The sequence below is a fragment of the Acetobacter ghanensis genome, from assembly GCF_001499675.1.
Classification (GTDB): domain Bacteria; phylum Pseudomonadota; class Alphaproteobacteria; order Acetobacterales; family Acetobacteraceae; genus Acetobacter; species Acetobacter ghanensis.
In genome coordinates, this window is the sequence record NZ_LN609302.1 from 588,205 (window position 1) to 610,763 (window position 22,559).

The 22,559-nt window shown below is 50.4% G+C and carries 16 protein-coding genes; 13 read left to right on the forward strand and 3 right to left on the reverse strand.

Annotated elements, in window-relative coordinates; genetic code table 11:
- The first annotated feature begins 121 nt into the window (after positions 1-121).
- Positions 122-1,414, forward strand: coding sequence for an NAD(P)/FAD-dependent oxidoreductase (locus AGA_RS02815; RefSeq protein WP_059022940.1), 1,293 nt, complete (start codon positions 122-124; stop codon positions 1,412-1,414).
- Positions 1,415-1,557: 143 nt separating this feature from the next.
- Here AGA_RS02815 and AGA_RS02820 read toward each other — a convergent pair whose 3' ends face one another.
- The 3 genes from AGA_RS02820 to AGA_RS02830 form a co-directional block, all read right to left on the reverse strand.
- Entirely contained in the window at positions 1,558-3,354 is a 1,797-nt protein-coding gene (locus AGA_RS02820) for a hypothetical protein (protein ID WP_059024609.1), read from the reverse strand.
- A 277-nt stretch (positions 3,355-3,631) separates the two neighbouring features.
- A complete protein-coding gene (locus AGA_RS02825; protein ID WP_059022941.1) occupies positions 3,632-4,321 on the reverse strand; it encodes a Crp/Fnr family transcriptional regulator in 690 nt (229 codons plus the stop codon).
- 212 nt (positions 4,322-4,533) lie between these two features.
- Complete coding sequence (locus AGA_RS02830; protein WP_231945932.1) at positions 4,534-5,148, reverse strand: DedA family protein; 615 nt, start codon at positions 5,146-5,148, stop codon at positions 4,534-4,536.
- Positions 5,149-5,561: 413 nt separating this feature from the next.
- Here AGA_RS02830 and AGA_RS02835 point away from each other — a divergent pair, with 413 nt between their 5' ends.
- From AGA_RS02835 to AGA_RS14435, 12 genes are all read left to right on the forward strand, one after another.
- Positions 5,562-8,603 (forward strand): autotransporter outer membrane beta-barrel domain-containing protein, encoded by a 3,042-nt coding sequence (locus AGA_RS02835; RefSeq protein WP_059022942.1) that lies wholly within the window; start codon positions 5,562-5,564, stop codon positions 8,601-8,603.
- Between the two features lie 386 nt (positions 8,604-8,989).
- Complete coding sequence (locus AGA_RS02840; protein ID WP_231945933.1) at positions 8,990-9,622, forward strand: sorbitol dehydrogenase family protein; 633 nt, start codon at positions 8,990-8,992, stop codon at positions 9,620-9,622.
- Between the two features lie 22 nt (positions 9,623-9,644).
- Positions 9,645-11,282: a GMC family oxidoreductase gene (locus tag AGA_RS02845; protein WP_059022943.1), complete on the forward strand. Its 1,638-nt coding sequence runs from the start codon at positions 9,645-9,647 to the stop codon at positions 11,280-11,282.
- The gene (locus AGA_RS02850) at positions 11,275-12,639 is read left to right on the forward strand and encodes a cytochrome c (RefSeq protein WP_083503520.1); all 1,365 of its coding nucleotides are present in this window, start codon (positions 11,275-11,277) and stop codon (positions 12,637-12,639) included. Before AGA_RS02845 ends, AGA_RS02850 begins: the two co-directional genes overlap by 8 nt.
- Before the next feature lie 426 nt (positions 12,640-13,065).
- Entirely contained in the window at positions 13,066-13,626 is a 561-nt protein-coding gene (locus AGA_RS02855) for a hypothetical protein (protein ID WP_059022944.1), read from the forward strand.
- A gap of 349 nt (positions 13,627-13,975) precedes the next feature.
- Positions 13,976-17,146 carry an EAL domain-containing protein gene (locus AGA_RS02860; RefSeq protein WP_059022945.1) on the forward strand — a complete coding sequence of 1,057 codons (3,171 nt, stop codon included), beginning with the start codon at positions 13,976-13,978 and terminating at the stop codon, positions 17,144-17,146.
- Between the two features lie 340 nt (positions 17,147-17,486).
- Entirely contained in the window at positions 17,487-17,909 is a 423-nt protein-coding gene (locus AGA_RS02865) for a GtrA family protein (protein WP_059022946.1), read from the forward strand.
- Positions 17,910-17,934: 25 nt separating this feature from the next.
- Positions 17,935-18,039 (forward strand): FAD-dependent monooxygenase, encoded by a 105-nt coding sequence (locus tag AGA_RS14430; RefSeq protein WP_373319892.1) that lies wholly within the window; start codon positions 17,935-17,937, stop codon positions 18,037-18,039.
- On the forward strand, positions 17,996-19,480 hold the full coding sequence (locus AGA_RS02870) for an NAD(P)/FAD-dependent oxidoreductase (RefSeq protein ID WP_083503521.1): 1,485 nt from the start codon (positions 17,996-17,998) through the stop codon (positions 19,478-19,480). Before AGA_RS14430 ends, AGA_RS02870 begins: the two co-directional genes overlap by 44 nt.
- A gap of 75 nt (positions 19,481-19,555) precedes the next feature.
- Positions 19,556-21,406, forward strand: a complete 1,851-nt coding sequence (locus AGA_RS02875) for a hypothetical protein (RefSeq protein ID WP_059022947.1) — start codon at positions 19,556-19,558, stop codon at positions 21,404-21,406.
- A gap of 138 nt (positions 21,407-21,544) precedes the next feature.
- A complete protein-coding gene (locus AGA_RS02880) occupies positions 21,545-22,150 on the forward strand; it encodes an HAD family hydrolase (RefSeq protein WP_172793714.1) in 606 nt (201 codons plus the stop codon).
- Between the two features lie 3 nt (positions 22,151-22,153).
- Positions 22,154-22,549, forward strand: coding sequence for a GtrA family protein (locus AGA_RS14435; RefSeq protein WP_083503522.1), 396 nt, complete (start codon positions 22,154-22,156; stop codon positions 22,547-22,549).
- The last annotated feature ends 10 nt before the right edge of the window (positions 22,550-22,559 follow it).

Consider the following 22,559-nt stretch of genomic DNA (forward strand, 5'->3'; position numbering starts at 1 on the left):
TTCTAGGAAAGTATCCGATAAAAATTCCCCGTTCAAAATAAATCTCTGTGCTTCCTACGCGGAAAAACTGCCGTACCGGCTCTTCCATCCTGCATATTTTTTAAAGAGGCTTGTCAAACTGATGGCGTCCAGGTCTGAAATTCTCATTGTTGGCGGTGGTGTGGCCGGACTGGCTCTTGCAACGCGTCTTGGTAAAACTCTTGGCAAACAGGGTAAGGCCCGTATTACTCTGGTGGATAAGAGCTTCTGCCACGTCTGGAAACCAATGCTGCATTGTTTTGCGGCAGGTACAGTCATGAACGAGAATGACCGTATTAGTTTTATGTCTCAGGCAAGTGGGAATCATTTTGAATTCTGGCCGGGTGAGGTGGTCTCTCTCGACCGGGGCAAGCGGGAAGTGACCTTAAGCCCATTTCATGCTTCCGATGGTACGACTGTGCTTGAAAGCCGCACATTAACGTATGATGCCATTGTGCTGTCGGTAGGAAGCTGTGCCAATGATTTTGGTACGCCCGGGGTTAAGGAAAACTGCCTGTTTATTGACAACCTTGTAGAAGCCAATGCTTTTAACGAAAAGTTCCGTATGGAACTGCTCAAAGCATTTGCCAAGACTTCCAAACTGGACATCGCCATTGTGGGTGGGGGGGCTACCGGCACCCAGCTTGCGGCGGAACTGCACAAGTCGCTAGAAATTGTGGACCCGGTGAGTTTGCATGCTTTTGGTAAGGAACCCCCTAAGCTCAGCATCACTCTGCTTCAGTCTGGTGCCCGTATTCTTCCGGCTTTTCCTGAATCCGTGTCAGCAGCAGCACAGCAGGAACTTGAGCGTATTGGTGTAAATGTGCGCACATCGGCCCGCGTGGCCGGAGCGGATCAGACTGGTTTTATTCTTAAGGATGGTACGCATGTGCCCGCTACGCTGCGTGTGTGGGCAGCGGGTGTTAAAGCGCCGGAAGTAACCCGTGCATATGGTGGGCTTTCACTTAACAAGTCTGGTCAGATTCAGGTTAAAACAAACCTGTGTTCAGTCGATGATGATCGGATTTTTGCAATGGGAGACTGCTCTTTTATTGTGGATGATCCTTTGCCTGCTACGGCGCAGGTTGCCCGCCAGCAGGCCATTCATCTTGCCAAGCATCTTCCTGCATGGATTGAACATGGGACGGAAGTGCCATCCTGCATTTTCCACAATAAAGGCGCTATTGTTGCGTTGGGGAATTATAATGGCTGGGCCGCATTGCCGGGCGGCCGGGTTCTGGGTGGCGGGTTTATGCACGGACTTTCCGCGCGCATTGGCCACATCATGCTTTACAGGAAGCATCAGGTGGAACTTTACGGATGGTTGCGTGGATTGGCTTCCATTCTTGCAGATAAAATTGAAACCTTTATTCGTCCACCCGTCCGGTTGGATTGATATTTTACAAAAAGCATAAGTGACAGGTTTAAAAATTTAGCCGTAAGGGAAAGGCATAATCGCTTTTCCCTTACGGTTTTTTATTGCGCGGAATGTGTAAAAACAGCCCTTCAGGCTGGTGCGGTCTTGCTGTGACCCAATGTTCAGTTCTGGAAGGGGTAATACCGGAAAGTGACAAAAACCGTGTTGCCGTTTGCGGTGGGGCGAGAAACATTGCCGGAATTATCAACTCCGCGGAAAGCGAACTTGCGTACATAAGTGTATTGCAAACCCGCCATAACACTCCCGTAATGCCCGTCCAGCAGATGCCACCAGCCCCCCATTGTGTAGGATGCCAGAGATTGCGTCTCGGCATTGCAGGTGCCCATCATAATTGCACAGCCCGAAAGGTTGGCGTTGGGTGACCCGTAGCCGTAATAACTGCCATCCGCACCTTCATAAACCGTGCGGTGGGCAGCCTCGACCCCACCGTAGGTGTACAGGAGCAGGTTATCTGTTGGGTGACCGATCAGACCGAGTGAACCAATAATTTCCCGCAAAGGGGCTGGTGCGCCGGAACTGCGGAATGTCATGTCTGGCAGCTGGCTGGGGCCATATCGCCCAATCCCTTTGCCTGCAAGCACATCCCCCACAAGCTGCATTTTGCCAGAGAGCAAAGGCACGGCCATGGACCCTCCAACACCCCCGCCAAATGCTACGCGGGAACGGGCCTGACCACCAAGACCACCAGAACTTCCACCATTCACCACAATAGTGCGGAACCACCGTGCCAGACCGTACAGTTCGAAATGGCCAACGGATGTATCTACAGCACCTTTCAGAACAATGTCCGGGGCAACATCAAGGCTGTAATGGGCCTCCGGGTCCAGCATCCCGGTGCCTGTGCTGTTGTAAATAACGTGTGGGCCAGATGTTTGGCCCATGGCCGCGGGGATGTTGCCGCCGGAATCCAGCGTTGAATCGTCAAACCCGAGTGTCGCCTGTGGTGTTTCTACAGAGAGGCCAAGCCACCATTTGCGGTGGAAATCCTTGATGACGCGGACCTGTGGAACACGTGTGAAAATAACACCGGGGATGAGGTTGCTATCTACAACCGGAGGCAACTGCTCGTGCCTGCGGAGCAGCGTGTTGGTGTAGCCTGTTGTCAGGCTCCAGGCCTGCCCAGCCAGAAAGTGCAGACCGAGGTCTCGGTCATCCGCAGCAAGGTAAGCCTGCCGCATTCTGGGAACATAACTGTTGGTCTGCACAGCGTTGGAGTTGCTGCCAGACCCACCAAAGTCCCCCTCCACATAGGCTTCAACCGTTACGCCTTTAGCTGGCTTCCCTTCAATCAGCATACTAAAGCGGCTGAGCTGGGCTGTAGGGCGGTATTCCGAGGCATGTGCGTTGGGGTTGCCGGAATAAGGGAAGGACCCCCACGGAGTAGCAGGGCCGGCAGTCAGGTTCTTGTCCCGATAGATGTTGGACATATCCACAAAGCCGCCCAGTTTGACCGAGACCGAACCGATTTTAAAAATGGGGGGCAGGCTGTCCACTTCCGTTTGGGTTAGTGCAGTGGGGCTGGAGGAGGACAGATTGATGCTTTTGACGCTTTGCATGTCCTCCGCTACGTTCGCCGGAGCAGGATCGACAGAAAACGGCTCTACCGGCTGGTCGTTGATGCGGACTGGGCCTGCCAGCTCTTCTTCCGGATGGCCGGTCAGATGGGGAAGGCTGGAGGTGGCGGCATGAGGCACGGTTTTGTCAGAGGCCTGTAAGCCGGGGCCATATTTGGCTGCGGGGTTTTGTACATTACCGGTTGCATGATGCGGGATGGCATGGGCGACCTTCTGACTTTTTTGCAGGTCGCGAACCTGTGCCTGAAGTTGCAGAACCATGCTGCGGAGTTGTGCAATTTCGGCGCTGTTGTCCGCATGGGCGGGTTCAGGCAGGCACGCCATGCAGGTTATGGCGAACGACAGCCCAAAACACCAAAGCTCCTGCCTATGGTTATGCGGAAAATACTGCTTTTTCACCCTGACCGATCCTCGCGTGCCGGTGAGAGGCGAACATACTGTGAGCGCCTTACCAGTAACGGAGGAGTGATTTAACGGGAAATGACCGGGTATAGATATGCCAATTTGGCGACCCATCCATACAGCGGCAGATATTGGGGGGCAGGCAACCCTTGGTTCTGCTGTTTCCTGTTGGTCATCATTGTAACTGTAAATGGACGTGTTATGCGCTTTCCAGCTTTTTGATGTTGAGTTGTATCTGGCGGTGATTAATTTTTTTGATGTAGTTCTCGGTTTCCAGATATCTGAATATTCTACTTGTTGTTTCAAACGTCATACCCAGATAGTCCGCAATATCCTTTCGGCTCATAATCAGTGTCAGCACTTGGGCAATGGGGTCGAAGTAGTCCTGCTGTTTGCTGTATGCCAGCAGAAAACCAATCAGTTTGCTGGTGGCGGTTGGGTACGACATGAGGATGATATGGTTTTTGGCCGCCATTAGAGAGGCTGTTTTCTGCTGGAGTAGCAGGGTTGATATGCTTGGGTAATCCTGAGCCAGAGCCAGCATGGCATTACGGCGGAAGCGTTTTAAATGGACGTCCACCAGCGTAACGGCCGACCACGCGTAAACTTCGGTCTCCATAATGCCGAAAAATCTGTCAGGCCATAAGAAGTCGAGCACAAGGTTACGACCATCTTCAATCTGATAATCCAGCCTGAGCGCGCCAGATTGAACGAAGTAAATGAAGTCTGCACTTTCTCCCTGTCGAAACACCACACTTTTTGCGGGTTTTTGCAGGTCCGTGCCGACCTGCTCCAGTGCGGAGGATGCTTCTGCCGTAAGACTGTGGGAATGATACGGGCGCAGGGCGCCAACGTAACTCTGGCTATGTATGGGGGGAACGTGCAGCACGTTATGGACTACCGTACAGGGGGCATTTGGGGGTTTTGCAGTTGCTTTTGTTCATGTTGCGCTATCCTCATGCCGGTAAACCCCTGCTGTCATGACGACCGTGTTAAATGCCGGGAACATAAGTAAACGAAACGGGTGCGTTTCGCAATATTATCAGTGCATTCTTTGGGCGGTGGCAGGTGTTCCAACCTGCCACGTGTGTTGCCGTGGTTTTAATGTGGAGTGGAGAGGTTTCTCTGTTCCGCCAGAGCCAGTTGGGTCAGGTGTTTTTCGTTTTTACGCAGGAAGATGCCGGAGCCAACCAGTCCGATCACGGTCAGCACGCCAATGGCAATCCCGGTTGGGCCCGAAACTTCGGATATTTTGCGGCCAAGCAGGTAAGTGCCCATTGCGTAACCACCAGCCCAGCATGACCCCCCGAGCGCATTGAAAAGCATGAAACGCTTCCAGTGCATGTTACAGGCTCCAGCCAGCAGCGCCACAAAAACGCGCAGGACAGACACAAACCGCCCGAAGAAAACAATGGCGCTCCCATGATGGCGGAACAGATATTGCCCCAGAACCAGCCGATCCGGGGTTAGGCCGACCTTGGCCCCGTGTTTTTGCAGGAGTGGCAGCCCAAAATGCCGTCCGATCAGATAACCAAAGTTATCTCCAATGATAGCGCCGGCAATAGCAGCAAGAGCAACCCCCTGAATGGCCAGATGGTGCGTCTTGAGGCAGTACAGGGACGCGGTGATGATGCAGGTCTCGGCGGGAACCGGCAGGCCCATGCTTTCCATCAGGACAAGCAGGGTTACGATGCCGTAACCGTAATGCTGCAGCAATGTATCCAGATGATGTAGCAGGGGGAGCGTCCTTTCTGGTGTTTTCCGTTCTCTGATGTAGTCAGAGTGTTCCGGGTGGAAAGCGTTTGTGTTGCATGGCTGCACTTCCAGATGGGTGTAGGTTGCGGTCTGATCAATGCAAGGTTTGCCAGAGAGAGCAAGGCACTGCTCTGTGGAGCGGTTGAGCGCGGATAGAGGTCGCGGATTTGTTTAAAAAACAACAACAAAATGACCTGTGTAAATAAATAACAAACAATAAACACTAACAATAGTAAAAATAATTCCAAACAATGACGATTATTATCAATAATTTCCCACAATAATCGTTTTTTTAACGCTCGTTATCGTTTTGGGTGTGGTTAAAATTATCGCAATTCATGACCACTTTACCTGATGCGATAAGGAACAGGCGTATGGCCTTTGATGCTGCTGACCGTTTTGCAAATAAAAACAGGACAAAATTTGTACTATTTTTGTTTGTAAAGGCACGGTTGACGGCATTTCTGGCCTATTGTTGTGGGGTTATATTTATCGCCAATAGTGTAGTGGCTTATGGAGCTTATGCAGATGGCGCTTTGTACCTTGTCGGATCAGATGCCACATATTCTGTGAGTGGTTCGGAAAACTTTCTTGGTACAAGCGGAGGCTGCACCAATGGGTTTATCATTTCTCCATTATGTGTGGATGGTGGTGCAACGCTTAACGTAACCGGGCCTGATGCAGCGCTTGTATCGAAAAATCAGATTTTTATTGGTTACAAATTACCCGGCACCAGCACTCTTTCTATTCAGGATGGTGGGCACATGGTGGCCAACGCGGCTGTTTTGCAAGCGGGGTGGAGTGGTGGCAATGGCGTTGTGAATGTTTCTGGCGCGGGGTCAACGCTTACAGCATTGGCCGGGGGGCTGCTGGTGGCCGGAACCGGCGATAACACGAACAGGACCAGCCCCGACTACAACACGGACCAAAAAACGTATGGCGCCATTAATGTTACCAACGGCGGCACAATTATAGCGAATCTTGTGGGTGCTGGTCTTTATGGAACGGGCGTGGGCACTGTTACCGTGGATGGCGCCAATTCCCTGCTGCGTGCGGAGGAACAGTATTACGTCAATGGCGGGTCTGGGGGCGCAGGTGGGAGCGGCACAACGCGCATCAGCAATGGTGGACAGTTGGTTGTGAACGGCCAGATTTTTTTTGGTGGTGACGTTACGGATGGGGTTGGCCAGCTTATTCTCCAGTCAGGCGGTACGCTGGAGTTGGGGGATACAGTCTCCAATGGCCAGACTGTCAGCGCCTTGCTTGATCAGGAGGGGGCCGGAGGGCAATCGGATTTTATTTTATCCGGCGGTGTCATCAAGCTTATTAATTCTGGCCTGAACACAGGCATGGATATGCAGCTGGATGGTGGTGTGCAGTCCACGTTTGATACAAATGGCAGAACAGCCCTTTTGTCAGGCACCCTGTCTGGCAATGGCGGATTGACCAAGGCAGGAGACGGCACTCTGACCCTTTCCGGGGCTGATACCTATACGGGCAATACGGATATTCAGTCTGGTACGCTACAACTTTCCGGTTCCGGTTCTATCAGTCAGACGCCTGGCGTGCATAACAATGGTCAGTTCGATATAGCCGATGTAACGGGAGGTAACGCCGTTTCCATCAGAAGCATGGATGGGAATGGTGGGGTCATATTAGGCAATAATACGCTGAATATTACTGATGGGAACAGCACCTTTGGGAATATATACGGAGGTGTCATTTCCGGTTCTGGGTCTTTGATACTCTCTGGCGGGGCAACCGTGTTAACGGGGCAGAGTACCTACACGGGAGGTACGGATGTGCAGGCCGGAATGTTGCAAGTGGATGGCGGTCTGGTCAGCCCGGTTGCTGTGGAAAGCGGAGCGACACTGGCCGGGCAGGGGAGTGTAGGCAGCACAACCGTGCATTCTGGCGCCAACCTCTTGCCCGGCGGGAACAACGCCAGTGCTCCCCTGACCATTACAGGGGACCTGAATATGGAGCGCGGCTCCACTTTGTTGGTCAATCGCCTGTCCACAACGCAGGACCAGGTTGAGGTCACCGGGGCGGCAACGTTGACAGGTGGGAATGTGCGGCTTTTGTCCGCGCAGGGATTGCAGTACGGCAGCCAATACACGCTTGTCTCCGCAAACGGAGGGGTAAATGGCCGTTATGATGCGGTGAGCTTTGCGCAAACCGGTGTCTATCCCTTTTTAACCCCAACCCTGTTTTACACGGCGGATACAGTGGACCTGCAACTGGTGAGAAATGCTGTTTCCTTTGCTTCGGTCGGCCAGACCCGTAACCAGCAGGCGGCAGGGTATGGGTTGCAAGGGGTGGCGGCGTCCAGTGCCGTTTCTCAGGCTGTTGTGCAACTGCCGGATGTGCGTTCGGTCCATACCGCGCTGGATGCGTTATCGGGCGAAATTCATGCCTCTGCTCGGACGGTCCTTTTGCAGGATGCCTTTTACGTGCGGCAAGCTGTGTCTGACCGGCTGGCAGCTGCATTCTGCGATGATTGGGCGACGGATAATGGTTTACACACCGCGCAGGTCCAACACGGCCATGTAGTGGATGGGGGCGGCTGTGGCCATAACAACGTCGTGCTGTGGGGAGAGGCGTTTGGTGGCCTTGGCCACAATACTGGGGATGGCAATGCCGCAAGCCTGCACCATTCTACGGCAGGCTTTATTATGGGGGCGGATACGCCTTTGGGAGAGACCGGGCGGTGGCGTGCTGGTGGTCTGGTCAGTTATGGCCGGTCCATGATGACCGATGGTGGGCGGAATTCCTCCGGCCAGAGTAACAATATAACCGTAGGTGGATATGTGGGTGCCCATTGGGGCGGGCTAAGCCTCAATCTGGGGGCCAGTTACACATGGAACATGCTGGCCTTGTCCCGCACTGTTGCGTTCCCCGGATTTCGTAACACGTTATCGAGCCACTACAATGGTGGTACGGCACAGGGTTTTGGTGAACTGGGTTATCGGGTGCACCTGCGCAGGGCTGTGTTTGAGCCGTTTGGGAATGTGGCGTACGTCAACCAGCAGACAGATCATTTCAAGGAACACGGTGGCGCTGCGGCTTTGCGTGGACATGCGGTTGATACCGGGGTGACGTTTGCCACGTTTGGGGTGCGTGTCTCTGCTCCGTTCCATGTGTATGGCGTGCAGGTTACCCCGCACGGGATGCTGGGTTATCGCCATGCTTTCGGGCTGACAACAGCCACTGCGCACGAGGCTTTTGCCTCAACGTCTGGTGCTTATGGCATGGATGTTGCGGGCATATCGCTTAGTCGGGACGCTGCTGTTCTGGAGGCGGGGTTCAGCGCGAAGCTGACGGACCGGGTGGATATTGGTCTGTCCTATTTGGGCCAGTACGGTTCTGCATCTGTAAGCAGCGGGGCGCATGGCCGAGTCACGTTCCGGTTTTAGAGCGCGCTACACCACAGTGTTCGTGTGGGGGCATCTGTATTATCGGTGAAAATCCGCGCATTGTCGCGGCGGAAGAGAACCTGACTCTGTTATTCACAAAGAAAATTCCGGAATAACGGTCTATCCTTGCCTGTATGGGTAAAAATATCAACACACCAATGTCTGCAATTTGCCAGAGTATTTTAGCCCTAGAGGGCCATAATCAGGCAATGTCGGCTATTTTTTCAAGGTTCTGTTATGCTTTCAGGGGAGTTATTCCACTTTATCACCTCTCCGGGCTTTGACTTTGGTTTATGAAGGCAAGAAGCAGTCTGTTCGGTTGTCGCAATGATGTGTGGGATATTCTGTTCCCGGTTCGGGTTGTGACGATTTTGGAGTGAGTTTTTGTGACGCAAGAGAGACGTTGTTTGTTTGCTGGCTCGTGGCGTGCATCGCCCAATGCGATCAGGATGAACCAGTCAATGCGGCTGTTGCGTCGCGATGTATTGCTCTCGGGCATTGGGGCGCTGGCGGCTTGGGGGGTAGCAGGAGCGGCTCCGGCACCGGTCCCCACCACAGCGGCCCCGGATGCTGTTGACCCGGATATTGCCCGGTTTATGGATATTTCCCACTGCCTTACGGACCGGACCGAACTGGATTCCGCCGTGGGTGCGGCCCTGTATGCTGGTATTGTGCAGGCTTCTGCCGAGCGTAAGGCCCAGATTGCCGCCCTTTATGACCTGAAGAACAAACATCGGCTGATTACCGCCTCCGAGTTGGCCAAAGCGGCGGAGAAGGCGGATAAGTCTTTAAAAGACGCTATTCATGACATCATGGTCGGTTGGTACCGGGGTGTGGCAGGTGGCAAGGTTGTTGTGTATCGCACCGCCTTGATGTTCGACATCACCAAGGATGCGATCTACCCCAAGACTTATGCTGCGGGCGGTCCGTTCTACTGGACATCCAAGCCTCCCGAAGTTGCGCGTCCGACCGGCCTGCCCGCTCTGTCGCCTTCGCCATTCGTTGTGGAACCCACCTGAAGAACTGAAGCAGTCCAAACCTATGTCTTCTGACCAGAATCTTTCCGCCGATGTTGTTATCGTCGGGTCCGGCGTAGCCGGGAGTTCCATTGCCAACGAACTGGTGCGCGCTGGAATATCCGTTATTGTTCTCGAAGCTGGCCCCCGTGTGGACCGCCAGCATTTTGTAGAGAATTTTCGTAATCTGGAGAATAAGCCCGCGTATCAGGGGCCGTTCCCCAGCACGCCTTGGGCACCGCATCCGCCTAACCAGATGTCACCCAACAAATACCTGCATACAACCGGCCCGGATGCAGAGGCATACCAGCAGGCCTATCTGCGGGTTCTGGGGGGCACAACATGGCACTGGGCCGGATGTGCGTGGCGTTACCTGCCATCTGATTTTGAATTGAAAAGCCGGTACGGGCAAGGGCGCGACTGGGCTTTGACCTATGATGATCTGGAGCCGTTTTATTATCAGGCAGAGGTCATGATGGGGGTCTGTGGCCCAGACCCGAGCGTGGAAGACCTTGGGTCTCCGCGTAAGCAGCCCTACCCAATGGAGGCCTTGCCTCTTTCTTACGCCGGGCAGGAGTTCCGCAAGCTTATTGCGGAAAAAACGCCGTGGCGCATCGTGCACGAACCGCAGGCCCGTAATACGCGGCCGTATGATGGGCGGCCAACGTGCGAAGGACATAATAACTGCATGCCCATCTGCCCGATTGGGGCGATGTATAACGGCAGCTATTCCGTGTACCACGCAGAGGCCGCCGGGGCGAAGTTTATTCCCAATGCTGTTGTTTACAAAATTGAGCGGGATGCCGCGAACAAAAAGGTCACGGCAGTACACTACTATGACCCGGATAAAGGGTCACACCGTGTAACCGGCAAATACTTTGTAATTGCCGCACATTGCATTGAAACCGCCAAACTTATGCTGCTCTCGGCTGATGAGCAGAGCCCCGATGGGGTTGCCAACAGCTCCGGCCATGTCGGCCGGAACATGATGGACCATACAGGGGTGCAGGTTACATTTATTAGCGGGGACAAGGCGCTCTGGCCGGGGCGTGGGCCGCTGGAAACCAATGTAATCGACAATTTCAGGGATGGTGACTGGCGTAACGAGCGCGGTGCCTACCTTGTGCACATGGTGGACGATAATCAGGTGGATTTTGCAACACAGCTTGCCATTGCCAAGGGGTATGTTGGCCGGGAGCTGGAAGAGCAGATCCGTTATCTGGCGTCCCATACGGTGCGGCTGTTCAGCCACAATGAGGCTCTGCCCGACCCCGAAAACCGCTTGACTCTAAGCAAAACGGAAAAAGACGTACTGGGTATTCCGCACCCTGAAGTCTATTACAAACTGCCACAGTACACCGTGCGGAGCTGCGACCACACACGCAGCGTGTTCAAGCAGCTCATCCATCTGATGCATGGAACGGACGAGGAATGGACGCCGGGTTACTTCCCGCAGGACCATCCCGCAGGCAGCACTATTATGGGGGTGGATCCCAAGGATTCCGTGGTGGATGGCCATTGCCGCACGCATGACCATGAAAACCTGTTTATTGCCAGTTCATCTGTCTTTTCGACTGTGGGAACGGGGAATATCACCCTGACGGTGGCCGCCATTGCGTTGCGTGTTGCCGATACGTTGAAAAAAGAACTTCTTCATGGCTGATATCAAAAATATTTTCTGGTCTGTCCTCTTCGGGGGCGCGGTCATGGGTGGGCTGTATGGTGCTCCGGCCTACGCAGCAGCGGATGATGATCAGGCTCTTATGGAACGTGGTGCCTATCTGGCCACTGCGGGGGACTGCGTTGCCTGCCATACCCGTCCGGGCGGTAAGCCGTTTGCCGGAGGGCTGGAAATTGCCACCCCCAAGGGGGCTGTGGTGTCCACCAACATTACGCCAGATCCTCAAAGTGGTATTGGCGCGTACACGCTGGAAGATTTTGAAAAAGCTCTGCGCCGTGGCGTGCGCAAGGATGGCGCCTATCTTTATCCTGTCATGCCGTATGTTTCCTACGCCGGGCTGACGGATCAGGATGTTAAGGCCCTGTACACGTGGTTCATGCACGGTGTGCAGCCTGTGGCCGAGAAACCGCCTGAAACGCAGATGGCTTTTCCGGGGAACATCCGCATGTCCATGATGGCGTGGAACATGCTGGCAGAGAGTGAAACGCCCGAAACTGGGGATTCCTCAGCATACGACAAGCTGCGCCGGGGCCATTATCTGGCAACGGCGCTGGAGCATTGCGGCACCTGCCATACGCCACGCAACTTCATGCTTGTTGAGCAGCAGGACCAGTATCTGGCTGGTAGTCAGCTTAATGGCTGGTTTGCGCCCAATATCACCCCAAGCAACACAGCGGGGATAGGGGACTGGAGTGAAGATGATCTGGTCGCTTATCTCAAAACAGGTCATGCCAAAGGGCGCAGTCAGGCCGCTGGTCCTATGGGAGAGGCTGTAGAGCATAGCACCAGCCATCTGACAGATGAGGACCTGCACGCTCTGGCGGCTTTCATCAAACAGGTGCCGGTGCATGATGATGCCGCTGAACCTCAGGCGCGGGATAGTTTTGGTAAGGCCGTGTCCGAGCCAGACCTGCGGTCCGGTATTGTACACCGGGTGGATGATCTGAATACGTTGAGCGGGGCAGAACTGTACGATGCAAACTGCGCGGCCTGCCATGGGCCGAATGGAGCAGGCACGGCAGACCAGTATGTTCCTTCGCTATATACCAACTCGGTCGTTGGGTCGGGGCGTCCGGATAACCTGATTATGACCATTCTGGAGGGCGTGGACCGCAATACACCGTCCGGTCATGTAAATATGCCGTCCTTTGGGAGCCATTCAGATGTGCAGCGTCTGAGTGATGAGGAAATTGCAAAACTGGTTAATTACCTGACTGCCCGGTTTGGGAGTGGTGATCACCATGTCACCGCTGAGCAGGTTGCGGATAAACGGCAGCCTCCCCCGGTGCCAGCGGTTGCGCAGGATGCAGCAAAGCCTGCTCCGTCCGACCATCCATAAAGTATTTCTCCCCGTGGCAGATTTGACCACGGGGAGAAATTGCATTTCATTCAGTATTTTAATAAAACCTATAAAATAGAGTCTTTTTGCCTCATCTTTTTGTGGGGGCAGGGTGATTGTATGTAGCCAGGCAGTGCACTGGAGCGGACGCTATGCTTCTGGCGTAGTTGATGAATGCTCTATGCGTACAGGGCGTAAGAAGGTAATTGAGAACGCATGGAGCCAGTGGTGTTTGGTCTGGCGTTAGGTCAGTATCAAAGCCGATTGTGCATTCAGAAGGTTACTTGCATGTTTTCTCTTCTCTCGCTGATATTGTGTGCCGGTAATTTTGGTTCGTGAGTACGATTGTGTTTTGCTTGTCTAAGGCGACAGAATCATAACAAACTGAAGTTATTTACTTTTGGTTAGGTCTTTAGGAGATTTCCCATGTGGGAAAACCCAAAACATATTATTGTTCCTGTGTTCTTCAATTACCGTGGAACAGCGCTTTTTCATGAAGATCCCATTAAGGTGAAAGCCAACCCTAATGGCCTGCAGAAGTTTATGGGACTGTTTAACCAGAAGTACCTGCCGACAGACGAAATCCGCTACCAGAAGCACTTTTACTATGGTTTTGAATTCAACCCCCGTGAGGTCAAGGCAACCCAATGCCTGATGGGGGGGATTTTTGACTTTTTTCATGCTCGCGGTCTGACGTTTAACTATCCGGATATCTCCAACCGCAAAGGGAATGAGATCTGGATAGGAGAATATAAATGTCATCTGTTCGATATTATGGCCGACATCAGGAACCCGCATCTCTGTGATTTTGGGTATTTTGACCCCAAAACAGGCAACGTGGTGCTTGATGACAACCAGCGCCGTTCGGATGGGCAGCATAAATCCACGGATGTGTCACGCCGACTGGTGCGGGACAGCTTTCTGAACGGAAAAATTTTGGCAAGCTGCATCAAGGTCATGGAACTGCCAAAGGAAAAAAGCCAGTAACTGGCTGTTTCCTTTGTTGCATGTGGTGAGCATCCGACTTTTCCCTGTTGTCAGACGGCGCCAAGGGGAAAGCAATTGTGGTCGTTGCAACCTATAGCGGCCACATTGATACACAATTTTCTGGTCGATAAAATTTAGGCAGACTTGTATTGGGGCGTTAAAGCGCCAACGCGGCGTGCTGTCTGATATATATTCTTTAATGGAATATATAATATTCATATAGTGGCGTCATTGTCATATAAAATTTGCTCATTTTAAGGATAAAAAGCAGCGCAAAGGCCCTTGCAGAACCATAGGGTAAGGTTTTTGCTGGCGAGCTACAGAGTTAGGGAAGGTTTTGGTCCGTTTTATGGGGAATGCAACAAATCTGGAGTTGGTGCAGAGACTTTACCGTGCCCTGCTGAATACGGCGGATGCTGTGTTGCAGGCCGCTACAGAAAGCGAAATGTGCGATAAAACGTGCGCCGATCTGGTGTGCGATACGCTTTTTCAGGCTGTGTGGATTGGCCGCAAGGATGACTCCGACAGGTTGCAAGTCCTCTCCTGCATGGGGGTAGGGACGCAAGGTGTTACCAACCTCAAATTCAGTTTTTACGAAAGTATGCCCCAGTTCCCTGTGGCCGTAGAGGCATGGGACAGACAAACCCTTGTTTACAGTAATGACGAACTGAGAGAACAGCAGAATACCCCTTGGTATGATTTTCTCTCCCGCAACCAATGGCGGGCTGTACTGGCTGTTCCTATCTGGCGCGGGGGAGAGCGTTGGGCTGTTATTTCTTTTGTCTCCGCGCGGACAGATATGTTCGATGAGCAGTGTATTGGACTGTGCCAAAAGGTTGCGGAACTACTGGGCCATGCGCTGGACAAGCTGGATGCGCAGAAAAGACTGGAAAAACTCCAGAATGAAGAAGCAAGGCGTGCGCGGCATGACGCACTGACAGGACTCCCCAACCGTCTGGCACTTGAGGAATACATGCCACAGGCCATGGCCCGTGCGGTGCGGCAAGGCAGTTCTGTGGCCGTTGGTATGATGGATCTGGATGACTTCAAGCAGGTGAATGATGGGTATGGGCATGAGGCGGGAGACCGCCTTTTGCAAACGCTTGCCCGCCGCTTGCAGGAGCACATTCGGCACACGGATTATGTCGCCAGACTGGGGGGTGACGAGTTTGTTATTGTGTTGGAAAATCTGGACCCGCTTTTACGGGTGACGCAGGCCACAAAAATTCTGGATAATGTGCATAAAGCGGTGGAAACGCCCTTTCCCATTACAAATGGGGCGTTTGCCGTCGTGGGCATGACGCTGGGGCTGGCGCTTTACCCTGTTGATGGAGAAGACCCGGATACGTTGTTGCGGCGTGCGGATGCGGCCATGTATCTGTCCAAGCAAAATAAGGCCAGTCGTGAGAACTGGTGGTGCCTTGCGAGCAACGCCCTGCAAATGCAGGCGGAAGAAAGTGTTCAGCAGGTTTCGTTCAATCCATACGGGCCAGAGGCAGCAGAGCTGCTGGTGCGTGCCAAGGCATTTTTGGGACGGATACGGCAGAATTTCATTGAGTGCTTTTATGATAGCCTAGGAAAAATGAGTGAGGCGCAGGCAGTTCTGTCTGTTCTGACACCTGAGCAACTGGACAAATTGAAGCATCAGCAGGCGGCCCATCTGGACTTTTTGCTGTCGGCAGAAACGCAGCAGCAGGATATTCTGAAGCTGGCAAACAAGCTGGGCGCCATTCACACGTTGTGTGGTATTTCCCCAGCCCTCTTGGGTGAAGCGTATAGTATTTACAGGCGGTTGTTGATTGATAGCCTGGATAAAGCCCTGCTTCGTGCTTATGACCGGTACCATATTCTTCTCACCACAGAAATGCGCTTGCAGGACGATAAAGGCGCACAGCTTGAAGCCGGTCAGGCGGTTGAGGAAAAATACTTTTCCCTGCTGTCCTCCCGCCTGCCTGTTGCTGGCTGCGTGTGGCCAGATGTAAGCGGGCAGGGCGTGAAGGCGTTGGGCAGCCTTCCGGGTATAGAAGCCGTTTTGCTGTTCCGTATGAATCCGTCTGGGGAACTGGTCGTTGAGCATAGCGGGGGCCGTGTAGGGGCTAAGTTAACGGAAAGGCTGAAGGAGAAAATCAGCCAGCCAGTTGTTAACGCCCAGTCTGTTTTTGGTAATTCTGTCACTGGCTTGGCGTGGCGCACACGGCAGCAGCAAACCTGCGCTTCATACTCCATTGATCCGAATGCCGCACCGTGGCGTGGGATAATGGCTGACTTGGGTATCTGCTCGTCCATCAGCATTCCGGTTTCCATGGAGGAAGAGCAGGTTGCAGTGGTACTGGCCCTGTTTGGGGCGTATCCCAATCAGTTTGAAACGCAGCGGATGCAGCAGTTCGCCCGGAGCCTGCAACATCGCTGGGAGCAGATGTGGATGCGCTGCTGCTTTCAGAGAGGTTCGGCCGTGACGGAAGAGCAGTCCTGTTATTTGAGAGACAGGCTGTTTAGTGATGGGTTGCGGATGTATGTGCAGCCTATTGTGAACCTGCGGACCGGAGAATTGCTCGAACTCGAAGCCCTTGTCCGCATTCAGGATACAAATGGCACAATTATAGAGCCGGGTAGTTTTTTGTCCCTGCTCGGGCAGAACGAACTGGATAGGCTGTTCCATATGGGGCTTGAGGAGTGTCTAACTCTTCTGGAACGTTGGCAGAACCAAGGGCATGTCCTTAACCTCGCCATCAATATGCCTCCGACTTACCTCTTGAATGAGGATGGCCCGGCATGGGTTGGCAGCGCTTTACAGCGGCATAACATCCGACCCGAACAGTTGACGGTTGAGCTTCTGGAAACCCAGATGATCGATCCAACAATACAGGATATAGCGATCCAGAAATTCAAGGCTGTAGGGGTCAAGATTGCTATTGATGATCTGGGTTCCGGCTATAGCAACCTGCTCCGTCTTTCTTCCTTGCCGTTTGACATTATCAAGGTTGATCAAGGGCTTTTGCGGAATATTCGTACAGCGCCGCTCCAGACGTTCAGTATGGTCAAGTCCGTGCTGGATATGGGGATCGATTTTCATGAACTGGTGATTGTGGAAGGGCTGGAGGACGATGACGTTCTTGAGGCCATCTATCATCTTGGATGCCGTTATGGCCAAGGGTATGGCATTTCTCCCCCAATGCCGCCTGAGCATTTTTCCGAGTGGTATGCCGCGTATCGGGTAAAGGCGCATAGCGTCCGGTACACAGCCGAGTTGGTGAGCGATCTGGGAGTGCTGGCGTACCACTGGATGTCCACCCGAGGAGGGCAAAGTGTCAGCAGGCATCCTTTGCACGCCTGCCTCATCACACAATGGCTGGCGGCTCAGGGGTTGGCGGGGTCAGAAGCTGCCCACTGGCATGAGGAATGCCATCATGGGGATGATCCGGTGGAAGCGTCCCGTAAATTTGTCGAATGGTTGGTGCAGCGCATAGCTATGGCTCATAAGGAACATCTGGACGCTGCAGACGTTGCTAAGGCTGGGTAAATTATAAAATATTTCTTAATAAATACGCAGTAAAATAAAATAACGTCATAATCTTGTAGTATGGAGCAATGCCATTTTGGGTAAGATTTGCGTCATGCATGGCTGCGGTGCGCATATTAAAAGTGCTGGGGCAGGCTCGTTGGTGTTGCCATTGTTATGTTATTTTAAAGCAGCTTATGTGCTTATTACCAGCAAGAGACAGAGCTTCATCTGAAGCTGAGGCGATATTATAGTCAATGATATCAGAATTTAAAAAAAGCACCCTTGATTATTGCAAGGGATATGCTAGAGACACGCGCCCAGTATAAATAGAATTTTTCATGAAAAATTTGGATTTGTCATGAGTTCCAGCGCTTGCAGTGTAGAAAACGAAGTAGAAAAAGACACTAAAGAATTTTTGCGTTATTTTGTGTGCTCTGTTTTTTCTTTAGGACTGGATATTGGGGCATTTAGTATTTGTATTAGATTTCTGGGCATTTTCTGGGTTTATGCTGCCTGTATTGGATTTTTGATTGGCTCGACCGTTGCTTATTGTGGGAGCATCTTTTGGGTTTTTCAATCTCGCAGAATGGCACCGCATCAAGGTACGGAATTTTTCGTTTTTGTTGCTATAGGCGTTTGTGGTTTAGCCCTATGCGAATTTTTGCTCTGGCTTGGTATCACAGTCATGGGGTATTCACCTGAACTGACTCGGGCTTTTGCAAGTGTGGTGACGTTCCTTTTTAACTTTTTGGTTAGGAAAATAGCCCTCTTTCGTGGCTGAAGATTTGGGAAAGACAGACGCTGTTATGAATCTGGATGAGAAAATTGTTGTCATTGGGGCAGGTCCGGCAGGCCTTACGCTTGCTTATGAACTGCTCAAGGCGGGCAAAAAAAAATGTCACCATTTATGAGGCCGATACGCAGGTTGGTGGGATTTCCAAAACCGTAGAGCACAATGGTAACCGGATTGATATTGGCGGGCACCGGTTTTTCTCCAAATCAGAATGGGTCATGTCATGGTGGGAAAATTTCCTTCCGATCAAAGTTGACAAAGACCAATCACTTTCCCTGAAATATCAGGGCAAATCAGTCCAGCGTGACGTTGTGCCCAATGGCGCAGCAGCTTCATCTGACGATGTCATGCTGGTGCGTTCCCGTCTTTCCCGCATTTATTATAACAAACGTTTCTTTGATTATCCGCTCAAACTTACTCCAGAGAACTTGAGCAAGCTGGGTCTGAAAAAGACGTTTCTCTTTGGTCTGAGCTACGCATGGGCGCGCATCAAGAAAATAACGCCTGAGTTGACGCTGGAAGATTTTTTTATCAACCGGTTCGGTCGCAAACTTTATTTACAGTTCTTTAAGGAATACACCGAAAAAGTATGGGGTGTTCCTTGCTCGGAAATCAGTGCGGACTGGGGTGCGCAGCGGGTTAAGAGTTTGTCCATTCTGAGTGCGGTTGTGCATGCGTGCAAAAGTGCTCTGGGGCTGGATAAGAGTAAAAAAGTTCAGACGTCTCTGATCGAACAATTTATTTACCCAAAGTTCGGTCCGGGCCAGATGTGGGAAGTTGTTGCGCGTCAGATTGAGGCCATGGGTGGCCGCATTGTGATGGAAACAACCGTAAGCGGTATTACCATTGAGAATGACCGTGTTACTTCTGTGACGGTAACAGATAAAAACGGTCAGGAATCCACAGTTCCATGTGACGCGCTGGCTTCTACAATGCCAGTTAAGGACCTAGTGGCGGCGACTGGTGCATACTGGCCCAAGGAAATGCGCCAGATTGCGCAGGAACTGCAGTACCGTGACTTTATTACGGTTGGGCTTCTATATAAGGAGAGCGATCTGGTCTCGCAGTTGGGGGATAACTGGATTTATATTCAGGAACCCGGCGTTAACGTTGGTCGTGTCCAGATTTTCAATAACTGGAGCCCATATATGGTTGCCAAACCGGGAACGGTCTGGCTGGGGCTGGAGTTCTTCTGTAAAGAAAGTGACAAGCTGTGGCAGCTTGATGATCAGGATATGATCAAGCTGGCTATTTCAGAAATGAAAAAAATCAAGCTTGTTACAGCAGATCAGGCTCTGGATAGCATTGTTGTCCATGTACCAAAGGCTTATCCCGGCTACTTTGGTAAGTCTTACGAAGCTTTTGGAACCATTCGTAAGGCGTTGGATTCCGTAGATAATCTTTTCCTGATTGGTCGTAACGGCATGCACCGTTATAACAATCAAGATCATTCAATGCTTACAGCCAAAGAAGCAGCAGAGCAGATTGTGTCTGGTCAGGTTGATAAAAGTAAAATCTGGCAAATCAATATTGGTGATGATTACCACGAGCAAAAATAAATAAATAATTAGTATAATTTTTGTTTTGAACGCCCGTTAAATCTGCTTCTCTCGAGGAGCAGATTTTTCTTTGGGATGGTGTTAAAAACGGGCGAAACAATAAGTTATTTTGTGTTCCAGAAGGCGGAAAAAGTGTTGGGGTGGAGTAAAAATAAAGCGCAATGGTGCCTGTTTTCACTGTGGAGCATCATTACTCTTACGCTCATTTATCATCACGCTTTTTGGCTGGATGAAGTTATCAATCTGATTTTCGGAATTGGGGCCGATAATCAGTATGGGATCCATGGTAATGGGCATCCTGCCCTCTGGTTTCTTCTGCTGCGTGGTCTTTTTGCTATTTTCCATAAAGTATGGGTGCTGCCTCTCGCGTCTTTTCTAGTCGCGGCAACAGCAGTTTGGCTATTTCTGTTTAAAAGTCCATTTAGCCTACGGTTTAAAATTCTTTTTTTGTGCTCCAATTTTGCTTTGTATGAGTATGTTGTGATGGCCCGTAATTACGGCATCAGTATGCTTGTCATGTTCATTTTGGCGATTGTTGTAACCAGTAAGCGTTTTAAAAGTAACTTCACGGGTCCCTGTTTGTTCCTGTTGTGCAATACGAACATTCATTCCGCGATTATTGCAACGTCATATTCGTTGGGATTAATTGGGAGTGCTATAAAAAATAAAACGATATACATTAGAGAAACAAAAATTTTTCTGGCCAAGTCAGTGTTGTGCAATATTGCTGGCCTCTTGGTCTGTTTTTTCACCATTTTTCCAACTTTTGATAAAGTTGCGAGCAAAAAAATAGATCAAATAATAAATTTCCATAATCTTGGTAATGCATTTATTGTTGCAAAAACATTTAACAAACTGACGTATTATTCATATTTTGGACCGGCTGATAAAAGTAAAATACAGCTGGTCAAGGCAGTTTATGATAATTCGGAAAACAAAAGAAATTATGGCCTTTTGATTGATGATGATAAGTGCCGAGAGGAATATTTATCAAAGAAATACACGGAATCATGCCTTCTCAATGGAGATGGTCGGCATATAAATGCATATGTTTCTATTTTTAGAAATATTTTTATTATATTTTGCTCGGCATTGATATTTTTGAGTGTTTTTTCTTTGTATGGAGAAACAGTTTTATTCTTGTCTGCATCTATAAGCCTGATTGTTTTGGATGTATTTTTTGCATTTATTTATTGGGGGGGGTATCGTCATCAAGCTCTCTGGTTGGTATTCATGGTTGCGCTTCTGTGGATATCCAAAAAAGAAAATATTTCATTGAATAATAAAATTATTAAACTACGTAAAATTGGATACAATGCATTTATTATTTTGATGGTATTACAAATTTGGCCCGCAATTAGCAATGCGTATAATGAAATTTTTGCTACACCCAGTTCGAATTCAAAAAAATTCTCTCAATTTATTCGTGATAATAAGAATATAAAAAATGGCGTTGTTATATCGAATAATGATCTTTTGCTTGAAGCAATGCATTATTATATAGACACACCTACTTTTATAACATCTGAGCGGAAGTTTGATCTGATTTTCCCATTTGCGAAGAGTGCCAATTCAGATTACAGTCTGGACAATATTTTGAGTTATTCTAACTATATTTCAGCCTGTAACCAGGTTCCTGTCATCATTGTTCTAGCTAATTCGTTCGCTGCCGAGCATAGAGTTTCTCCTGAAGATATTAAAAAGCCTACACTGTATAATTATGACTATCTCAATTTTTATATAGATCCCCAGCAATTCGCTCGTTTTCAGGCGCAAACACATAAAATTGCAACGTTTCAGGAATCGTTAACTGAACCTAGATTTAATGTTTACGTTCTCTTCCCCCAAGACGCTCATATTGAGGGTAGTTGCGCGCCTCAATATATGTTTGATCGCAAAATGTTTGATCTGGAGCGTGCGCACTAGGGGCATGTGGGGTGCAGTCGGGTCTGGTTCTTCAGTTTTGGTGCATAATCTTCTTTTTGGTAGGTCCAATGATAAGGGGGAGGGATGTCGGTCTGTAGTTATTCAAATATACAGTTGTCTGGTCTGCGAGGAGTCCTCATGGACTTGGACGATACCTTGTATAATTATGAGAAGAATCATGAATATGCGCTAAGAAAAGTTCATGATGAGCTTTTCTTAGGTATGGAGTATTTGGAGTTCTCTCAATTATATAGAGCGGCACGTTCTGCTGTTACGCGGCGTTTATCTCCGCAAGGAGCATGTAGATCTCGACTTTTTGCCTTCCAAAACATTTTTGAAACACTGGGAACGTCGCAACCCTTTGTAAAAGCTTATGTAGCAGATGAGCTTTACTGGGACAATTTTATAGAGAATATGGTGCTTGCGCCGGCGGCAGAGGCTTTTCTTATGCGATGTGAGCAGATGGAGCTGCCCATCTGTATCGTGAGTGATATGACTGCGCATGTGCAGATACGCAAGATTGAACGGCTAGGGCTGGCCGCGCGCATTGCCCATTTGGTTACATCGGAAGAAGTGGGGGCTGAAAAGCCAGATCCCCGTATGTTCCAAGCTGGGATGCATAAGCTCGGAATACATCGGCCTGAAGATGTGATTATGATCGGAGATAGTCTTGAAAAGGACGTAATCGGGGCACAGAGTCTCGATATTAGGGCCTTCCAGATATCTCTTGCGCAGGAATGTTAATCTATGCCTCCGTATCGGGACAGTTTAGTTCATTTTTTTAGATTTATAATTGTTGGCGGTGTATCTACTATTGTCAATTACCTTGTATTTTTAGTTTTTTTAAAATATGTAGGCTTGCAGTACCAACTGTCTTCGTCATGTGGATTTTTGGCGGGGGTAATGGTGGGGTTTCCACTGAACAAAATGTGGACCTATCAGCATTCTTCAGGCGTTACCTGGGGGCTCTTGGGTCGATATGCCAGTGTTTATGCTGTTTCATTATTCGTTAATATTTGTGTATTAGGAGTGCTAGTTGGATTTTTTCGAACGGATGCACGCCTTGCAAACATTGTTGGAATAGGCATTACAACTGTAACTAACTTTATAGGTACAAAGTTCTGGGTTTTCGGGTCTGAATAGGTTGGAATGG

Coding starts and splice junctions, on each gene's coding strand:
- AGA_RS02815 (WP_059022940.1), top strand. CDS start 122: ATGGCGTCCAGGTCTGAAATTCTCATTGTTGGCGGTGGTGTGGCCGGA.
- AGA_RS02820 (WP_059024609.1), bottom strand. CDS start 3,354: ATGGCGTGCCTGCCTGAACCCGCCCATGCGGACAACAGCGCCGAAATT.
- AGA_RS02835 (WP_059022942.1), top strand. CDS start 5,562: ATGGCCTTTGATGCTGCTGACCGTTTTGCAAATAAAAACAGGACAAAA.
- AGA_RS02845 (WP_059022943.1), top strand. CDS start 9,645: ATGTCTTCTGACCAGAATCTTTCCGCCGATGTTGTTATCGTCGGGTCC.
- AGA_RS02850 (WP_083503520.1), top strand. CDS start 11,275: ATGGCTGATATCAAAAATATTTTCTGGTCTGTCCTCTTCGGGGGCGCG.
- AGA_RS02855 (WP_059022944.1), top strand. CDS start 13,066: ATGTGGGAAAACCCAAAACATATTATTGTTCCTGTGTTCTTCAATTAC.
- AGA_RS02860 (WP_059022945.1), top strand. CDS start 13,976: ATGGGGAATGCAACAAATCTGGAGTTGGTGCAGAGACTTTACCGTGCC.
- AGA_RS02865 (WP_059022946.1), top strand. CDS start 17,487: ATGAGTTCCAGCGCTTGCAGTGTAGAAAACGAAGTAGAAAAAGACACT.
- AGA_RS14430 (WP_373319892.1), top strand. CDS start 17,935: ATGAATCTGGATGAGAAAATTGTTGTCATTGGGGCAGGTCCGGCAGGC.
- AGA_RS02870 (WP_083503521.1), top strand. CDS start 17,996: ATGAACTGCTCAAGGCGGGCAAAAAAAAATGTCACCATTTATGAGGCC.
- AGA_RS02875 (WP_059022947.1), top strand. CDS start 19,556: ATGGTGTTAAAAACGGGCGAAACAATAAGTTATTTTGTGTTCCAGAAG.
- AGA_RS02880 (WP_172793714.1), top strand. CDS start 21,545: ATGGACTTGGACGATACCTTGTATAATTATGAGAAGAATCATGAATAT.
- AGA_RS14435 (WP_083503522.1), top strand. CDS start 22,154: ATGCCTCCGTATCGGGACAGTTTAGTTCATTTTTTTAGATTTATAATT.